We start from the raw sequence: 16,725 nt of genomic DNA, 5'->3' as shown, positions 1-16,725 counted from the left end.
CGAGATGGCATTATTGCGACTCGTTCGCAATAAGAGTTGATCTTCAATAGGGGTGGGCATGGTGGTCAGGCCGGCACGAGGCGCGACAGCGGTGGCGGCGGTCGCCGCATTGTCGGTGACCGCCGCGGCCTGTTCGGCGCCCGGCGGCTCGAGCGGTGGCGGCAAGGGGCGGGCGGGGTCGAGCGCGGTCGTGGGCATCGCCTACGAACCGGACACGCTCAGCCCGCTCCTGGGCTACGGCAAGGACGGCAACTCCAAGATCTTCGACGGGCTGCTCACCCACGACGCGGACATGGAGCTGAAGCCCGCGCTCGCCGCCGCGCTGCCGAAGGTGAGCGCCGACGGCCGCACGTACACGTACAAGCTGCGCGACGGCGTGCGGTTCAGCGACGGGAAGCCCTTCTCGGCGAAGGACGTCGTCTTCACCTACGAGACGATCCTCGACAAGAAGACCAACAACGCATCCAAGACGGAGCTCGACGCCGTCGACAGGGTCGAGGCGAAGGGTGACGACACCGTCGTCTTCCGCCTCAAGTACGCCTACGCCCCGTTCGCCGAGCGCACCGTCCTGCCCATCGCGCCCGAGCACATAGCGGGCAAGCAGGACGTCAACACCGGCGACTTCACCACGAAGCCGGTCGGCACGGGGCCGTACACGCTCGTGAAGTGGTCCAAGGGTGAGAAGCTCACCTTCGAGGCCAACCCCCGCTACTGGGGCGGCGAGCCGAAGGTCAGGAACTTCACCATGGCCATCGTCAAGGACGACGACGTGCGCGCCACCCGGCTGCGCTCCGGAGACCTCGACGGCGCCGTCCTGCCGCCCGACCTCGCCGCGACGTTCAAGAGCGACGGCGACAAGAAGACGTACGCCGCCCGCACCTTCGACTACCGCGTCGTGACCCTGCCCACCGGCAACAAGGTCGCTGGAGACACCGCCGTCAGGCGCGCGCTCGACATCGGCGTCGACCGCAAGGCCATGGTCGACTCGATCCTCCAGGGCGCGGGCAAGGAGGCGTACGGCCCGGTCCCGACCGACAGCCCCTGGTTCACCGAGGGCACCGAGCGCACCCACGACCTCGCGAAGGCCGGGAAGATCCTCGACGCCGCGGGATGGAAGACCGGCAAGGACGGGATCCGGACCAGGAACGGTGTCCGCGCCTCGTTCCCGCTCTGGTACCTGACCGGCGACAAGCTCCGCCAGGACCACGCCCTCGCCTACGCCTCCGACGCCAAGAAGCTCGGCATCCAGATCAAGGTGGAGTCCGGCACCTGGGAGGTCATCGAGCCGCGCATGCCCAAGGACGCGGTCCTCGCGGGCGGCGGCTCCCCGGCCGACCCCGACTTCGACCAGTACACGCTCCTCAAGTCCTCCCTCGCTGGCGACGGCTTCAACAACATGGCCCGGTACGACAACGCGCGTGTCGACAAGGCGCTCGACGCGGCCCGCAGGACCGACGACCGCGACCGGCGCAAGGCCGCCTACGACACCGTGCAGCGCGAACTCGTGAAGAACCCCGGCTACACCTTCCTCACCCACATCGACCACCTCTACGTCGTCGGCAACCGGTTCGGCGACCTCACCACCCAGGTCGAGCCGCACGACCACGGGCTCGCCTCCGGCCCCTGGTGGAACGTCGAGAAGTGGCGGCCGGCCTCGTGAAGCGGCGGCTCCCCTGGGGGCCGATGGCGCGCCTGACGGGACGGCGGATCCTGTTCGTCGTCCCGGTCCTCGCCACCGTGACCTTCGGCGTCTTCGCGATCGCCGCCGCGTCCCCCTTCGACCCCGTCAAGGCCTACGCGGGCTCGGCCGGGCTCACCGCCTCGCAGGACAACCTCGACCAGCTCCGCGCCAACCTCGGCGTCGACCGGCCCCTCGTGACCCGCTGGTGGGACTGGCTGACCTCCGCGCTCCGGGGCGACCTGGGCGACTCCTCCGTACTGCGACAGCCCGTCGCCGACGTCCTCGGCGAACGCATCGGCTGGTCCGTCCTGCTCGCCGCCACCGCCTTCCTCGCCGCCGTCCTGCTCGGCACGGCACTCGGCGTCCTCGCCGCGCGACACCAGGGAGGATGGCTCGACCGGACCGTCAGCGCGCTCGCCTACACCCTCGAAGCAGCGCCCCCGTTCTGGCTCGGCCTGCTCGCCGTATGGCTGTTCGCCCTCGAACTCGGCGCGCTTCCGGCCGGCGGACTCACCGACACCGGCAGCACCACGATCACGGCCGGGCAGGTCGCCTCGCACCTGGTGCTCCCCGCCGCCGTCCTCGCCGTCTCGCAACTGCCCTGGTTCGTCCTGTACGTACGCCAAGGCGTCGGCGACGCACTCGAGGAGGACCCCGTCCGCGGGGCGCGCGCACGCGGACTCGCCCCGCGCACCGTCCTGATCGGCCACGCCCTGCGGTCCGGACTGCTGCCCGTGCTGACGCTCATCGGCTCCCGCGTCCCCGAACTGATCACCGGCGCGCTCCTGGTGGAGACCGTGTTCAGCTGGCCGGGGATCGCCGCGGCGACCGTGCAGGCCGCGACATCCGTGGACTTCCCCCTGCTCGCCGCGCTGACCGTTCTCGCCACGCTCGCCGTACTCCTCGGCAACCTGGCCGCCGACCTCCTGTACGGCCTCGCCGACCCGAGAGTGGGATTCGATGGCTGAGCTCACCTGGCGCGCCCAAGGCGGCGCGCGCCGCTCCACGCGCGCGTGGCGGGTGCGCACGTCCGCCGTCCTCGTCGCGGCGGTCGTCCTCGCCGTCCTCGTCGTGCCGCCCCTCGCGCACCTCGACGAACAGGCCGTCGACCTCGCCGCCAAGCTCCAACCGCCGTCGTGGACACACCCGTTCGGCACCGACGACGTGGGCCGCGACCTGCTGCTGCGCTGCGTGTACGGGCTGCGCGTCTCCCTCCTCGTCGGGGTGGTCGCCGCCGTCGTCGCGACCGCCATCGGCACGGCCGTGGGGGCGCTCGCGGGCGCCGTCGGCGGCTGGACGGACCGGGTCGTCATGCGCCTCGTGGACGTCTTCGCGTCGGTGCCGCACCTGCTCCTCGGCATCTTCATCGTCGCCATGTTCCGGCCGGGCGTCTGGCCGGTCGTCGTCTCCGTGGCACTCACGCACTGGCTGTCCACGGCCCGAATCGTGCGCGCCGAAGTGCTCTCCCTGCGCTCACGGCCGTACATCGACGCGGCCGTGTCCGCGGGCTCGTCGCGCCGGCGGATCGCCGTGCGCCACCTGCTGCCCGGCGTCCTGCCGCAGGCCGCGCTCGCCGCCGTCCTCATGGTGCCGCACGCCGTCTGGCACGAGTCCGCCCTCTCCTTCCTCGGCCTCGGCCTGCCCGCGCACCAGGCGAGCCTGGGCACCCTCGTCCAGTCCGCGCGGGGCTCGCTGCTCGCCGGGGGCTGGTGGCCGACGCTCTTCCCCGGCCTGTTCATCATCGTGCCGACCCTGGCGATCGCGGGCCTCGCGGGCGCTTGGCGGGAACGGCTCAACCCGCGCCGCCGATCGGAGCTCATGCTGTGACCGGGCCTCAACCCGTGCTGTCCGTAGAGGACGTGTCCATACGCTTCCGGATGCGTGACGGCGCGTACGTGCAGGCCGTCAGCGGCGCACGCCTCGACCTCGCGGCCGGCGAGTGCCTGGCCCTCGTCGGCGAGAGCGGCTGCGGCAAGTCGGTGCTCGCGTCGGCCCTCCTCGGGCTCGTGCCGGGCAACGCGGAGACCGCCGGTTCCGCGTTCCTCGGCGGCCTCGACCTGCTCGCCGCCGACGAGCGCACCCTGGCCCGCACGGTCCGCGGCCGCCGCGTAGGCCTCGTACCGCAGAGCCCCGCCGCGCACCTCACACCCGTACGGACGGTCCGCTCCCAACTGGAGGAAGTCGTACGTGAGTTGAACGGTGTGCGGCGCGGTCCACGACTGCGGGCCGCCGCCGAGGAGGCGGCGGAGCGCGCCGCGTTCCCCGTCGGGCATCTCGACCGGCACCCGCACGAACTCTCCGGCGGGCTCGCCCAGCGGGCCGCGACCGCGCTGGCCCTGGTCGGCGACGCGCCCCTGCTCATCGCCGACGAACCCACGACCGGACTCGACCGCGACCTCGTGGAGCGCACCGTCGACGAACTGCGCCGCCACATCGGTTCGGAGCGCGCGCTCCTGCTCATCACGCACGACCTCGAGGCGGCCGAGCGGATCGCCGACCGCGTGGCCGTGATGTACGCGAGCCGCATCGTCGAACTCGCCGACGCCGCCGACTTCTTCGGCACCCCCGGGCCCCGGCACCCGTACGCCCGCGGACTCCTCGACGCCCTGCCGGAGCGGGAGTTCACGCCCGTCCCCGGGATGCCGCCCGAACTGGGCGCGCTCCCGGCGGGCTGCGCGTTCGCCGCGCGCTGCGACCGCGCCACCGGCGTCTGCGGGACCCGCCCCGCACTCACGGACGGCGTGGCCTGTCACCATCCCGCGACCGTCCCGCTGGAGGCGCCACGTGCTTGAACTGATCTCCGTCACCGCGGGTTACGAGCGCGGCAACCCCGTCGTGCGGAACGCCGGCCTGACGATCGCCACCGGAGAGGCCGTCGGACTGCTCGGGCCCAGCGGCTGCGGCAAGTCCACGCTCGCCCGCGTCGCGGCCCTGCTCCACCGCCCCGACTCCGGCCGCGTCGTCATCGACGGGGAACCGGCCCGTGGCTGGCGCCACCGCGCGCCCCGCGAGCAGCGCACCGCGTTCGGCGTGGTCTTCCAGCAGCCGCGCCTGTCGGCCGACCCACGGCTGCGCCTCGCCGACCTCATCGCCGAACCGCTGCGGGCCGCCACCCTGAAACCGGACGATCGTGTCGGCGAGCTGGCCGCGAGCGTCGGCCTGGGCACCGGCCTCCTGTCACGACGCCCCCACGAGGTCAGCGACGGCCAGCTGCAACGCGCCTGCCTCGCACGCGCCCTGGCCCTGCGCCCCCGCTGGCTGATCTGCGACGAGATGACGGCGATGCTCGACGCGTCCACGACGGCCGCCCTGGTGGGCGTCGTGGAGGCCTATCGCGCCGAGACGGGCGCGGGACTGCTGGCGGTGGGCCACGACCGGCGCCTGCTGGAGCGCTGGTGCGGCCGGACGGTGGAGTGGGACGCGCTGGGCTCCGCCGGAGACGGCAGGTGAGCGAGGGCGGGGCCGGCACCCGCCCGGCAGCCCGCCGTTCACCCTGAGCGGGCAGATGAACACGGCATGCAGGTCCGGCCAACTCCCGCCACGGGCATGCCCATTGACACCTACGGGACCTCATACTCGCTGAGGCCCCGTACGGCACTCCCCGGGAGGAACACATGGCCCACCTCACTCGCCGCAGAGCCCTCACCACCCTCGCCGCGGCGGTCGCCGCGACCGTCGCCGTGCCCGGGTACGCGCAGGCGACGGAGCGGGGCCGTGGCCCCCGCCCCCTGCCGCGCGCCCACGCGCACAACGACTACGAGCACCCCCGGCCTCTCCTCGACGCCCTCGACCACCGCTTCGCCAGCGTCGAGGCGGACATCTACCTCGTCGACGGTCAGCTCCTCGTGGCTCATGACCCGGTCGACCTCGACCCGAAGCGCACCCTCGCGGCGCTCTACCTGGAACCGCTGGCAGCCCGCGTCAGGGCCAACCGCGGCTCCGTGTACCGGGGCTATCGCACGCCGCTCCAGCTCCTCGTCGACATCAAGACCGAGGGCGCGGCCACCTACCTCGAACTCGACCGCCAACTGCGCGGCTACCGGAACCTGTTCACCACCTACGCTCACGGCAGGGTCCGCACGGGCGCGGTGACCGCCGTGATCTCAGGGGACCGCGCCGCCCGCGAGCCCATGGAGCAGCAGCGGGTGCGCAGCGCGTTCTACGACGGCCGCCTCACCGACCTCGGCGCCGCCGCGCCCGCCTCCTTCACCCCGCTCATCAGTGACAACTGGGCGAACAACTTCACCTGGCAGGGCGCGGGACCGATCCCGGCCGCCGAGCGCGAGAAGCTGCGCTCCACCGTGTCGGCCGCCCACCGGGAGGGCCGCCGCGTCCGCTTCTGGGCCACGCCCGACGTGGCGGGACCCGAGCGCGACGCCGTGTGGGGCGAGCTGCTCGCCGCCGGCGTGGACCACCTCAACACGGACGACCTCGCGGGTCTCGAAGCGTTCCTCGAAGCCCACGAGAAGTAGGCGTCCACCGCCACATCACTCGTTCGGGGGACACGTCACTCGCCCGGGCGCAGCCTTCGCTACGCCACACTTGCGGCCGAAAGCCGCGGTGTTGGCGTGGCGGAGGAGGTTCGGCGATGTCCCTGTCGATTTCGGTCGTGCTGCTGCTTCTGATCCTGGCGGTGGTCTTCCTGCGCAACGGCGCGATGAAGATCTCCCACGCGATGGTCTGCGTGCTGCTGGGATTCCTGCTGGCCGGCACGAGCATGGCGCCCACGCTGCAGAACGGCCTGACGGCGACGGCGGGGATCGTGAGCAGCCTGCATCCGTGATCGTTCCGCGCCGGCCCACGAGACGAGTGATCGTTTCGGGTTCATGAACAACACCCCTATGTGCATGGACACTTCAAGGGTGGCGCCCTAGCTTCGCGCCATGACGAGCAGAGCCCTGAGCCGTGCCCTCGCCCTGACCATGACGATCGCCGCGGCCGGCGTCGCGTACCCCGCCCAGGCCGACGGCATCCCCAAGGCGCCCGGTCACCGGCTCGTCGAGCAGTACGCGGGCGCACCCGCCGAGGCGCGTCCCGTGCTGGGGCAGGCGCCGCCGCAGCACCCGTATCTCGCGGCGAACGGCCGCAGCGGCATGCACGCGGACGCGGCCGGCAGCGGCACGTACCCCTGGAGCGGGCCGCTGGGAAACACGCCCACGGTGAGCAGCGAGAAGATGGCCGCGCTCGGCGGCGAATGCGCGACGGTGACCTTCGACAAGGACGGCCGCATCGTCACCGTCTGCGGCACGTTCACCGGCTTCCTCGTGAAGCTGCTCGACCCTCGGACCCTCGAGACCCTCGCCGAGTACAAGCTCCCGCAGCGCCCGTCCACCGTCGAGGCCATCACCCGGCTCGACTTCTCGAAGATCTTCAAGGACACCTCCGGCGGCGCCTACTCGTACCTCGACAACGAGGACCGGCTCGTGCTCGCCGACTCGCGGCAGCACATCGTCAGGCTCGCGCACGAGCAGTCGGCGGACGGCAGTTGGCGCTTCCGCGTGACCGACGACTGGGACCTGACGGGACAGGTGCCGCACGACTGCGTGAGCTGGACGAACCTCTACCCGAGCGGCACGTGCGACCCGGTGACCTCGGTGATGCCCGACTGGCAGGGGCGCATCTGGTGGGTGACACGGCAGGGGCGCGTCGGCACGGTCGATCCGGCAGTCGGCACCATCAAGTCCGTCCAGCTGCCGGGGGAGGAGATCCAGAACTCCTTCTCGGTGGCCGAGGACGGTGTCTCGATCGTCTCCGACCATGCGCTCTACAGCTTCGAAGCGGCGGCGGACGGCACTCCCGAGGCTGTGTGGCGCCAGACGTACGACCGCGGCACGGGCACCAAGCCCGGCTCGGTGAACCAGGGTTCGGGCACCACGCCCGACCTGTTCGGCGCGGGCGAGGACTACGTCGCGATCACCGACAACGCCGACGACCGCATGAACATCCTGGTCTACCGCCGCGGCCGCGACGTCCCCGACGACCGGCGTCTCGTCTGCAAGGTCCCCGTCTTCGGCTCCGGTGCCTCCACGACCGACAACTCCCTGATCAGCTACGGCAACAGCCTCGTCGTCGAGAACAACTACGGATACGAGAACATCACCTCGCTCACCTTCGGCCGCTCCGTGGTCGGCGGAGTCACCCGCGTCGACGTACGCAAGGACGGCTCGGGCTGCGACACGGTGTGGGAGAGCAAGGTCCGTTCCCCCTCCACGGTCCCCAAACTCTCCACCGCGAACGGCCTTCTGTACTTCTACACGAAGGACCCCAACTCCCTTGGCGTAGACGCCTGGTACCTCACTGCGGTCGACTTCCGCACGGGCGAGCCCCGCTGGAAGCAACTGGCGGGCACGGGAATCGCCTACGACAACAACTGGGCCCCGGTCACACTCGGCCCGGACGGCACGGCGTACGTGGGGGTCTTCAACGGACTGGTGGCGGTGCGGGACGGCGGATGAGAGGCGCGGCGGGCTCCGAGTAGGCTCTTCTCAACAGAATCCAACAGAACCGAACGTATCGGTCGACGGAGGAGCTCGCTGTGAAGGTATTGATCGCCGGAGGCGCCGGATTCATCGGAAGCACGATCGCCTCGGCCTGCCTGGACACGGGGATCACCCCGGTCATCCTCGACAGCCTGGTGACGGGGAGGCGGGAGTTCACCGAAGGGCGTGTGTTCTACGAGGGTGACATCGCGGACGGCACGCTCGTGGACCGCGTCTTCGCCGAACATCCGGACATCGACGCGGTCATCCAGTGCGCGGCCCTGATCGTGGTGCCGGACTCGGTCGCGGATCCGGTGGGCTACTACGAGGCGAACGTGGCGAAGAGCCTCGACTTCGTCGGCCATCTCCTGCGCAACGGCTGCCGCCGCCTGATCTTCAGCTCCTCGGCCTCGATCTACCGCGCGAACGACGACCTGACCGTGGACGAGGAGTCCGCCGTCGAGCCACTGAGCCCCTACGCCCGCACCAAGGCCGTGTGCGAGGCGATGTTCGCCGACATCGCCGCCACCCGGCCCCTGCGCGTACTGTCTTTGCGCTACTTCAACCCGATCGGCGCCGACCCCAAGATGCGCACGGGCCTGCAACTGCCGCGCCCCAGCCACGCCCTGGGCCAGATGATCCTGGCCCAGGAGGACGGCGTGCCCTTCCGCGTCACCGGCACCGACTACCCGACCCGCGACGGCTCCGGGATCCGGGACTACGTGCATGTCTGGGACCTGGCCACCGCCCATGTGGCCGCCCTGCGGACCTTCGACACCCTCCTCGCCGGGGCGACCACCTCCACCGCCGTCAACCTCGGCACCGGCACGGGCACCACCGTGCGTGAACTCCTCGACGCCTTCAACAGTGTGACGGACGCGCCGATCGCCTCCGTCGACACCGAGCGCCGGCCCGGTGACGTCGTGGGGGCCCATACGCGCAGCGACCGGGCGAAGGAGCTGCTCGGGTGGCAGCCCCGGTACTCGGTCGCCGACGGCATCCGTGACTCCCTTCGATGGACGGCACTCCGGGGCGAGATCCTGGCCGGGTAGGGCGCGGCGGTCAGCGCCGCGAGAAGACCCCGATCCCGTTCGCGACGGCCCGCTCCGGGGGGTCCGTCGGGTGGTTCCTCACGGTCGTCGTCGAGGCGCCCGGGTCTCTGGTGACCAGGGTCGACGAGCCGCCGCCGTCCAGGCTGAACGCGTCGTCCGCGCCCAACCCGCGCATGGCGTCGGCGACTTCCGCGATGGTCAGGCCCGTGCGGTACTGCGGGGCCCCGTCGAGGGCCAGGAGGTACAGGCGGCGGCCGTCGGCCGTGGCGCCCGCGGCGGTACGGACCGCGGCCGTCCTGCCGTCGAGGCCGGGCAGCGGTGCGCCGTCCCGCAGCACGGGGTAGCCGCCGACCGCGAACTGGTAGGGAACATGTGACGTCGCCGCCACCAGGCGGTGCGTGATCCGGACGCGGTCGCCCTCGGACAGCTTCCGCAGCTCCTGCGCGCCCGCCTCGCGCCCGACGAGGACGGTGGTGCCGGAGGTCACGGGCCCGCTGCCGGGAGTGTCGGCCGATGACACGACGCGGCCGTGGCGCACCGTCACCTCGTACGTGTCCGTGCTGCACGGCGCGGCCCGGTTCGTGTCGGTGCCGCAGGTGGCGCGCACCCGCGACACGGCGCCCCAGTCGGAGGTGAACGCGCCGACCGAACCGACCGGCAGGGCGTACTGGTTGAGGCCGCCGAGCGGCAGCCGTCGCCCGTCGGCGTCCACCGACCCTTCGAGGGTCATGCGGTCGAGACGGACCCGGCGGTCCACGCCCACGCCGAACACGTCCTCGGTGGTGGTGCCGGGCGGGAGCGCGGGGCCGAAGCGCTGGCCGTCCGGCACGGCGGACTTGAGCGTCCGGCCGCTCGCGACGGCCGGACCGACGGAGGCGCCGGTGGCCTCCACGCCGGGGTGCTGGGACTCGGTGATGTTGAAGAAGTCGCCGTTGACGCCGCCGACCGCGCCGCTCGCGTCGGCCAGCGAGGAGACGGTGGCCCGGCCGCCGACGGCGTCCGGGTGCAGCAGATCGACCCGCACTCGCGCATTGCGCAGGTCGACGCTCAGCACATGGGCGTGCGTGAGTCCCTTCGCCGCGGGGATGTCGAACTCCTCGTACGTGACGCCCGGGGCGATCACCGTGCCGCCGCCCTCCGCGCCACTGGCCGGCGCGGCCCCGGCGAGAACGGTGCCGGCCAGCGCGCCGAATGCGGCACAGGCCGCCAGCGCCGATCTGTAGCGTCCGTCGCGATGTCTCACGTGACCCCCTGCTGTCCGTGTAACTCACCCCTGTCACAGGGGAGTTCACCAGACGCGGAGGGGCACGTCGATGGCTAGGTGCCGACCAGCCGGGAACGGATCAGGAAACGTACACCTTCGGGTGCTTCCAGGGAGAAGCCGCTTCCACGGCCCTCGACCACGTCGACGATCAGCCGGGTGTGGCTCCACACCTCGAACTGGCTCTTCGACATCCAGAACGCGACCGGCTCCGCGACGCCCTCCACGGTCAGGGACGCGAGCCGCACGTCGCTGCCGCCCGTGCGGAACTCGCCCGCCGGGTAGCACATGGGAGCACTGCCGTCGCAGCAGCCGCCGGACTGATGGAACATCAGGGGTCCGTGGGCCGTGCGCAGCCGCCGCAGCAGATCGGCGGCCGCAGGGGTCAGCTCCACACGCGGGGCCTCGTCACTCACGGCGGGCTCCTTCCGTAGGACGGTGTCGCGGGGTCACAGTCAACTCCCCGCTACGTTGCAGGAAGGTTGCGCCCCGTGCCAGGGCCCCGGGATCTAAGAATCCTCGGGGACCAGCCGTTCGCGCAGGAAGGACACGACGCGTTCGCGGGCGGCGAGCGCAGGGTTGCCCGGCTCCTCGCGCACCTCCGCGGTGAGCACCGCGTGCGCGGACTTGGCGAAGCCGCCCGCGTTGCCCGGGGACGAGTCCAGTTCGATGACCTCGAACGCGTCGCCGAGGTGCTCGCGCAGCGTGCGGAACCGCTGGCCGGGCACCGCCCTGTCCTCGCTGAAGCGCAGGCCGAGCACGCACAGGCCGGACTCCTTGGTGCGGCTGACGACCGTGTCGAACTCGGCGCGGGACAGGCCCGGGTCGACGCGCCGCGCCCCGCTGACCGCGAACGGGACCGACGGCTGGCTGAGCACGGGCGCGAGCACGACGTCGTCCACCGCGGCCGCGAGAGCGAAGCCTCCGGTGAAGCACATGCCGATGACACCGACCCCGGGACCCGGTGTGCGCGCGGCCAGGTCGCGGGCCAGCGCGCGCAGATAGTCGGCGATCGGCCGTCGCGCGTTCGTGGCGAAGGCGCGGAACTCGGAGGCGACGCAGAGCCGGGCCACGGTCTTGAGCGCGTAGCCGACGGACTCCTCGCGGCCCGGCTCGCCGAACGGGGACGGGATCGCGACCGTGAACCCCTGTGCCACCAGATGGTCGCCGAGGCCGAGCACGGCGGGCGTGATGCCGGGGATCTCCGGGATCAGCACGACACCGGGGCCGCTGCCCTTCTCGTACACGTCGTAGGTGAGCCCGGCGCCCGTGAACGGTGCCTTCTGCCAGCCGGTGAGATCAGAGGTCGGTGCCGATCCGGTCACGACGTTTCTCCTTGGACTCCAGTGAGCAACGAGCGGGCGTGGCCCACGATCTCACGCGGCGAACGCCGAGATCTTCAGGGTGTCCGAAAGGACCTGCCACACCGCCAGGGCGAACAGCCCGCTCACCATGCCGCAGCCGTTGGTGCAGGTCGTCGCCTCGTCGTACCAGGCGCGCACGGTCAGGAAATGCATGCCGAGGGTCCGCGAGAAGGAGAACCGGATGTGGAGACCGTCCCCGAGGCTGTGGCCCGGCAGCGTGGTGATCTGGAAGTAGGTACGCCCCACGCGCTCGACGGACACGGGGTTGTCGCCCACCAGCGCACACCGATCGCCCTGCCGGACCGGCCCCCGGCAGCCGGTGCCGGCCACGGGGAACAGCCAGAAGTGCTGCGTGAGCTGGGACCGGATGTCGTGCGGGGTGGTGAACGGATGCAGCCCGAGGCTGAAGTTGTACTCGTACAGCCAGTTCACCCCGGCGCACGGGTAGGCGTCGGTGCCGCACTCCGCGCGGCGGCTCTCGGCCCGGGCGGCGGGTGGCTGCGGCCCGGCGACGAGGACGCTCCCCAGGACGACCGCCAGTGCGGCCCGCGCCCACGTGAGACGCCGCATGCGCACTCCCTACGTCCTCACGGCCGGATGATCCCCGTAAAGCACCGTAAGCGGGACGGGGTGGTAAGGGGCGGCGCGGTGGGGCAGTCGGCCCAAGGCTCGCGTCGGCGGACGCGTCCGGGGCCAGCTCACCGGTCCGTCGGTTGTTCCTGCCGGCCCAGGCGTACGGCGCGGGGTGTGGCGCCCCACCAGCGTCGGCAGCAGCGGTTGAGGGCCGACTGCTCGGAGAGGCCGAGGAGCAGGGCGACCTGCCCGAGGGGGAGGTCGGTGCCGGTGAGGTAGCGGTGGGCGGCGGTGCGGCGCTCCTCGTCGATGACCTCGGCGAACGTCGTGCCCGCGGCGCGCAGCCGCCGCTGGAGGGTGCGCGGATGGACGTTGAGCAGGCCGGCGACGGCCCCGATCCCGGGCGACGACGTGCCGAGCGACTGCTCGACGACGGCCCGGACACTGCCCACGACGTCCGCCGGCTCCCTCGGCAGCTGCTCGTCGAGGTAGGCGAGCGCGAGGTGGCGCAGATGTGAGTTGCTGCCGCCGAGCGACCGGTTGGCCAGGCTCAGGGGGACGCGCAGCAGCGCCTCGGGGCGGTCGGCCTTGACGGGTACGCCGAAGAAGTCCTCGTACACGGACAGCGGGGCGAGCAGGGGGTGGGGGAGTTCCACGGAGCCCAGTCCGTACGGGCCGACCAGATATCCGATGGCGCGGTGTATGAAGCCGAGGGAGAGGTCGATGCCCTGCGGCGGTGCCACGACCCCCTCGCGCACGCCGTAGCGCAGCGCGGCCATCCCCGGAGTGCCGTACGGATCGGGTTCGAGGCTGAGATTCACCGAGCGGGCGTGGACGAAGAGGTAGCGGGTCGTGCATTCCAGGGCGTCGCCGAGGGTGTCGGAGTTCTGGATGGCGAGGGCCAGGGCGCCGAGCATGCCCAGGTCCTGCCGGGCGGCGATGCGCAGCCCCAGGTCGGCGCAGCCGAGGTCCGCGGCGGCGAGTTCGAGCACCGTCGCCATCGCCTCCTCCGGCACCAGGAGGTCGTCCACGTCGAGCGCGGCCGGTGGGCAACCGGCCTGCCGGGCGTACGAGTCGGCGTCTCCGCCGAGCTCCGCCACCGTGGCGCGAAAGCCGCGCAGCCCCGCCGATCTGATCACGGACATGTCGCCCAGGGTCAAAGATCTGTCGCGCCAAGTCAATTCCTGAGGGGTGTGCTTCCCGACACTGGGAAACATGACGCACACCGCAGACTCCAGCACCGCCGGCTCCGGGGCCCCGGCCGAGCACATCGACGTGGTGATCGTGGGCGCCGGCCTGTCCGGTGTCGGCGCCGCGTACCGGCTCCAGACCGAGTGCCCGGAACGCTCGTACGCGATCGTCGAGGCGCGGCAGTCCATGGGCGGGACCTGGGACCTGTTCCGCTACCCGGGCGTGCGCTCGGACTCCGACATGTTCACGTTGGGCTACCCGTTCAAGCCCTGGCGCGACCGCAAGGTGCTCGCCGACGGCGGGTCCATCCTGAGCTACATCAAGGAGACGGCGGCCGAGTTCGGCATCGACCGCCGGATCCGCTACGGCACCAAGGTGCTCGCCGCCGACTGGTCGACGAAGGCGGCGCGCTGGACCGTGACGCTGGAGCGCACCGACGAGGACGGCCACCGCACGCAGTCCACCGTCACCTGCGACTTCCTCTACTCCTGCGCGGGCTACTACGACTACGACAAGGGGCACACCCCCGAGTTCGAGGGCGCCGACTCCTTCTCCGGCACGGTCGTGCACCCGCAGTTCTGGCCCGAGGACCTGGACTACGCGGGCAAGCGCGTCGTCGTCATCGGCAGCGGCGCCACCGCGGTCACGCTGGTTCCCGCGATGGCGCGGAGCGCCGCCCACGTCACCATGCTCCAGCGCTCCCCGACCTGGATCAGCTCGCTGCCCTCGCGCGACCGGCTCGCCGACGGCATCCGCGCCGCCCTGCCCGCGGGAGCGGCCCACCGCGTGGTGCGCGGCAAGAACATCCTGTTCGCGATCGGCGTCTACCAGTTCTGCCGGCGCAGCCCGAAGGTGGCACGGCGCGTGCTCACCGGGCTCAACAAGCGCATCGTCAAGGACGACCGGCTGGTCGACGAGCACCTCACGCCGTCGTACGACCCGTGGGACCAGCGTTTGTGCGCGGTGCCCGACGCGGACCTGTTCAAGGTCCTCAGGTCGGGCGACGCCGAGATCGTCACCGACCACATCGACCGTTTCGTCCCCGAAGGCATCCGCCTGAAGTCGGGGCGCGTCGTGCAGGCCGACGTCATCGTGTCCGCGACCGGCCTCAAGCTTCTCGCCTTCGGCGGGATCGCGCCACGTGTCGACGGTGAACTCGTCCCCCTGAACCGGCAGTTCGTGTGGCGTGGCGCGATGATGACCGGCGTCCCCAACTTCGCGGTGTGCATCGGCTACACCAACGCCTCCTGGACGCTGCGCGCCGACCTCACGTCCCGGCTGGTGTGCAAGGTGCTCAACCACATGCGCCGCCACGACTACGCGGCGGTGGAGCCGAGGCCGACGGGCGCCCTGAACGAGCGCCCGCTGCTCGACCTCGCCTCCGGATACGTGCAGCGCTCCATCGACGCGTTCCCCCGGCAGGGCGACCGCAGCCCGTGGAAGGTCCGGCAGAACTACGTGCTCGACGCCGCGTCGACCCTGCGCACCAACCTGCACCGGACGCTGGCCCCCACCCCGGGGTCCACGGTCCGCGCGGCCCGCGGCCGCATGGGCGAGGAGCCGGTCGAGGCGGCGGCGACGGCAGGGTGACGCGTCGCTGTCCGCGTGCCGACCCCTGTACGGCACGGTGACGCGCCGCGCCGCCGTGCGGCCTCGCGCTGGAACTACCCCTCGTCGACGAGCGAGTCGAGGATGGCGCGGACGGTCTCCTCGGTGATGTCCGGGTGGAGGAAGGCGAGGCGGGCGACCGTCTCGCCCTCCCAGACGCTCGGGGTGACGAAGGCGGTGCCCGAGGCGAGCAGCCTCTTGGACCAGGCGTAGTAGTCCTCCGGCCGCCAGCCGGTGCGACGCACGAGGACCACCGTCAATTCGGGTTCGCGCAGCAGCTCCAGACCCTCGGTCCGCTCGACGAGGCGGGCGGTGCGACGCGCGATGTCCGCGCCCCGGGCGACGGCGTCGCGGTAGGCGTCGGTGCCGTGCACGGCCAGCGAGAACCACAGCGGCAGACCGCGGGGGCGGCGCGTGAGGTGGTACGCGTAGTCGCTCGGGTTCCACTCGGTCTCGTCGTCGGCGCCGTCCGCCCCGTGGATGGCGTCGAGATACGAGGCGTCCTGGGTGTGGACCGCGCGGGCCAGCTTCGGGTCGCGGTAGAGCAGCGCGCCGCAGTCGAAGGGCGCGAACATCCACTTGTGCGGGTCGACGACGAGCGAGTCGGCGTGCTCGATGCCGCGCAGCCGCTCGCGCAGCTCCGGGACGAACAGTGCAGCGCCGCCGTACGCGGCGTCGATGTGCAGCCACAGGTCGCGGGCGCGGGTCTGCTCGGTGACACCCTCGAGGTCGTCGATGATGCCGGCGTTGGTGGTGCCCGCGGTCGCCACGGCGGCGACGACGGGCGCGCCGCCGTCCCGCTCGGCGGCGTCCAGAGCGGCGCGCAGGGCTTCGCCCGTGAGGCGGTGGTCGGAGGTGGGCACCACGAGGGGCTCGACGCCGAGGATGCGCAGCGTGTTGCCGACCGAGGAGTGGACCTGGTCGCTGACCGCGATGCGGACCGGAGCGCGCTCGTCCAGGCCGCGGCGGTGGCGGCCGGTGTCCCGGGCGACGACGAGGGCGGAGAGGTTGCCGGCGGAGCCGCCGCTCACGAAGCAGCCGCCGGCGGCCGCGGGCAGCCCGGCCAGGTCGGCGAACAGCCGCAGCACCTGGTTCTCCGCCGCGACCGCGCCGGACGCCTCCAGCCAGGAGACGCCGTGCAGCGAGGACGCCGAGAGCACCATGTCGAACAGCGCGGCGGCCTTCGTGGGGGCGCCGGGTATGAACGCGAGGAAGGCCGGGTGGTCGCACGAGACGACCGTGGGCTCGAGGGAGTCGGTGTAGGTGCGCAGCACGTCGGCGGGGGACTGCGGGGCGCGTCCGATCGCGTCCTTGAGCGCCAGGGTCAGTTCCTGGTGGTCGCCGAGGCGGCCGAGCGGCGGCGGGTCGAGCCGGAGTCGGTGCAGCAGGTGGTCCATGACCTGCTGAGTGAGGTCCTCGTCGTAAGAGTGCACGGGGCGTCTCTCCTGTCGCGCGCTGCGGAATTGCCTTTTGGGTCTCAGCTGGACCCATTTCGGAGAGTAGGCGTCGCCAAGGG

16 protein-coding genes are annotated in these 16,725 nt (G+C 71.9%); 10 read left to right on the top strand and 6 right to left on the bottom strand.

What is annotated here, in order from left to right; all coding sequences use genetic code 11:
• Positions 1 to 58: 58 nt before the first annotated feature.
• The 9 genes from OHO83_RS06080 (at position 59) to galE (ending at position 9,212) form a co-directional block, all read left to right on the top strand.
• On the top strand, positions 59 to 1,660 hold the full coding sequence (locus OHO83_RS06080; RefSeq protein WP_266678098.1) for an ABC transporter substrate-binding protein: 1,602 nt from the start codon (positions 59 to 61) through the stop codon (positions 1,658 to 1,660).
• Positions 1,661 to 1,683: 23 nt separating this feature from the next.
• Positions 1,684 to 2,649 (top strand): ABC transporter permease, encoded by a 966-nt coding sequence (locus OHO83_RS06075; RefSeq protein WP_266680174.1) that lies wholly within the window; start codon positions 1,684 to 1,686, stop codon positions 2,647 to 2,649.
• Positions 2,642 to 3,508: an ABC transporter permease gene (locus tag OHO83_RS06070; protein WP_266678100.1), complete on the top strand. Its 867-nt coding sequence runs from the start codon at positions 2,642 to 2,644 to the stop codon at positions 3,506 to 3,508. Before OHO83_RS06075 ends, OHO83_RS06070 begins: the two co-directional genes overlap by 8 nt.
• On the top strand, positions 3,505 to 4,473 hold the full coding sequence (locus OHO83_RS06065; protein ID WP_405634070.1) for an ABC transporter ATP-binding protein: 969 nt from the start codon (positions 3,505 to 3,507) through the stop codon (positions 4,471 to 4,473). The genes OHO83_RS06070 and OHO83_RS06065 overlap by 4 nt, the downstream gene beginning before the upstream one ends.
• On the top strand, positions 4,466 to 5,131 hold the full coding sequence (locus OHO83_RS06060) for an ABC transporter ATP-binding protein (RefSeq protein ID WP_266678102.1): 666 nt from the start codon (positions 4,466 to 4,468) through the stop codon (positions 5,129 to 5,131). Before OHO83_RS06065 ends, OHO83_RS06060 begins: the two co-directional genes overlap by 8 nt.
• Before the next feature lie 164 nt (positions 5,132 to 5,295).
• A complete protein-coding gene (locus OHO83_RS06055; RefSeq protein WP_266678104.1) occupies positions 5,296 to 6,153 on the top strand; it encodes a phosphatidylinositol-specific phospholipase C/glycerophosphodiester phosphodiesterase family protein in 858 nt (285 codons plus the stop codon).
• 116 nt (positions 6,154 to 6,269) lie between these two features.
• Positions 6,270 to 6,464, top strand: a complete 195-nt coding sequence (locus OHO83_RS06050) for a hypothetical protein (protein ID WP_116505884.1) — start codon at positions 6,270 to 6,272, stop codon at positions 6,462 to 6,464.
• Positions 6,465 to 6,564: 100 nt separating this feature from the next.
• On the top strand, positions 6,565 to 8,136 hold the full coding sequence (locus OHO83_RS06045) for a hypothetical protein (protein ID WP_266678107.1): 1,572 nt from the start codon (positions 6,565 to 6,567) through the stop codon (positions 8,134 to 8,136).
• 80 nt (positions 8,137 to 8,216) lie between these two features.
• Complete coding sequence (galE, locus tag OHO83_RS06040) at positions 8,217 to 9,212, top strand: UDP-glucose 4-epimerase GalE (RefSeq protein WP_266678109.1); 996 nt, start codon at positions 8,217 to 8,219, stop codon at positions 9,210 to 9,212.
• A 10-nt stretch (positions 9,213 to 9,222) separates the two neighbouring features.
• Here galE and OHO83_RS06035 read toward each other — a convergent pair whose 3' ends face one another.
• The 5 genes from OHO83_RS06035 to OHO83_RS06015 all read right to left on the bottom strand — a co-directional run bounded on the left by OHO83_RS06035 (position 9,223) and on the right by OHO83_RS06015 (position 13,555).
• Positions 9,223 to 10,455 carry a phosphodiester glycosidase family protein gene (locus OHO83_RS06035; protein WP_266678111.1) on the bottom strand — a complete coding sequence of 411 codons (1,233 nt, stop codon included), beginning with the start codon at positions 10,453 to 10,455 and terminating at the stop codon, positions 9,223 to 9,225.
• A 74-nt stretch (positions 10,456 to 10,529) separates the two neighbouring features.
• Complete coding sequence (locus OHO83_RS06030) at positions 10,530 to 10,889, bottom strand: DUF779 domain-containing protein (protein ID WP_266678113.1); 360 nt, start codon at positions 10,887 to 10,889, stop codon at positions 10,530 to 10,532.
• Positions 10,890 to 10,982: 93 nt separating this feature from the next.
• On the bottom strand, positions 10,983 to 11,798 hold the full coding sequence (locus OHO83_RS06025) for a dienelactone hydrolase family protein (protein WP_266678115.1): 816 nt from the start codon (positions 11,796 to 11,798) through the stop codon (positions 10,983 to 10,985).
• Positions 11,799 to 11,849: 51 nt separating this feature from the next.
• Positions 11,850 to 12,407: a hypothetical protein gene (locus OHO83_RS06020; protein WP_266678117.1), complete on the bottom strand. Its 558-nt coding sequence runs from the start codon at positions 12,405 to 12,407 to the stop codon at positions 11,850 to 11,852.
• Positions 12,408 to 12,535: 128 nt separating this feature from the next.
• Positions 12,536 to 13,555 (bottom strand): AraC family transcriptional regulator, encoded by a 1,020-nt coding sequence (locus OHO83_RS06015; protein WP_266678119.1) that lies wholly within the window; start codon positions 13,553 to 13,555, stop codon positions 12,536 to 12,538.
• A 70-nt stretch (positions 13,556 to 13,625) separates the two neighbouring features.
• Here OHO83_RS06015 and OHO83_RS06010 point away from each other — a divergent pair, with 70 nt between their 5' ends.
• Positions 13,626 to 15,191 carry a flavin-containing monooxygenase gene (locus OHO83_RS06010; protein WP_266678121.1) on the top strand — a complete coding sequence of 522 codons (1,566 nt, stop codon included), beginning with the start codon at positions 13,626 to 13,628 and terminating at the stop codon, positions 15,189 to 15,191.
• A 74-nt stretch (positions 15,192 to 15,265) separates the two neighbouring features.
• On the opposite strand, the gene OHO83_RS06005 is transcribed toward OHO83_RS06010, so the two are convergent.
• Entirely contained in the window at positions 15,266 to 16,642 is a 1,377-nt protein-coding gene (locus OHO83_RS06005; protein WP_266678123.1) for a pyridoxal phosphate-dependent decarboxylase family protein, read from the bottom strand.
• Positions 16,643 to 16,725: the final 83 nt, after the last annotated feature.

The organism is Streptomyces sp. NBC_00569, from assembly GCF_036345255.1.
Classification (GTDB): domain Bacteria; phylum Actinomycetota; class Actinomycetes; order Streptomycetales; family Streptomycetaceae; genus Streptomyces.
Note: the sequence above shows the minus strand (reverse complement) of the source record. Positions and strands in the feature narration are given on the sequence as shown.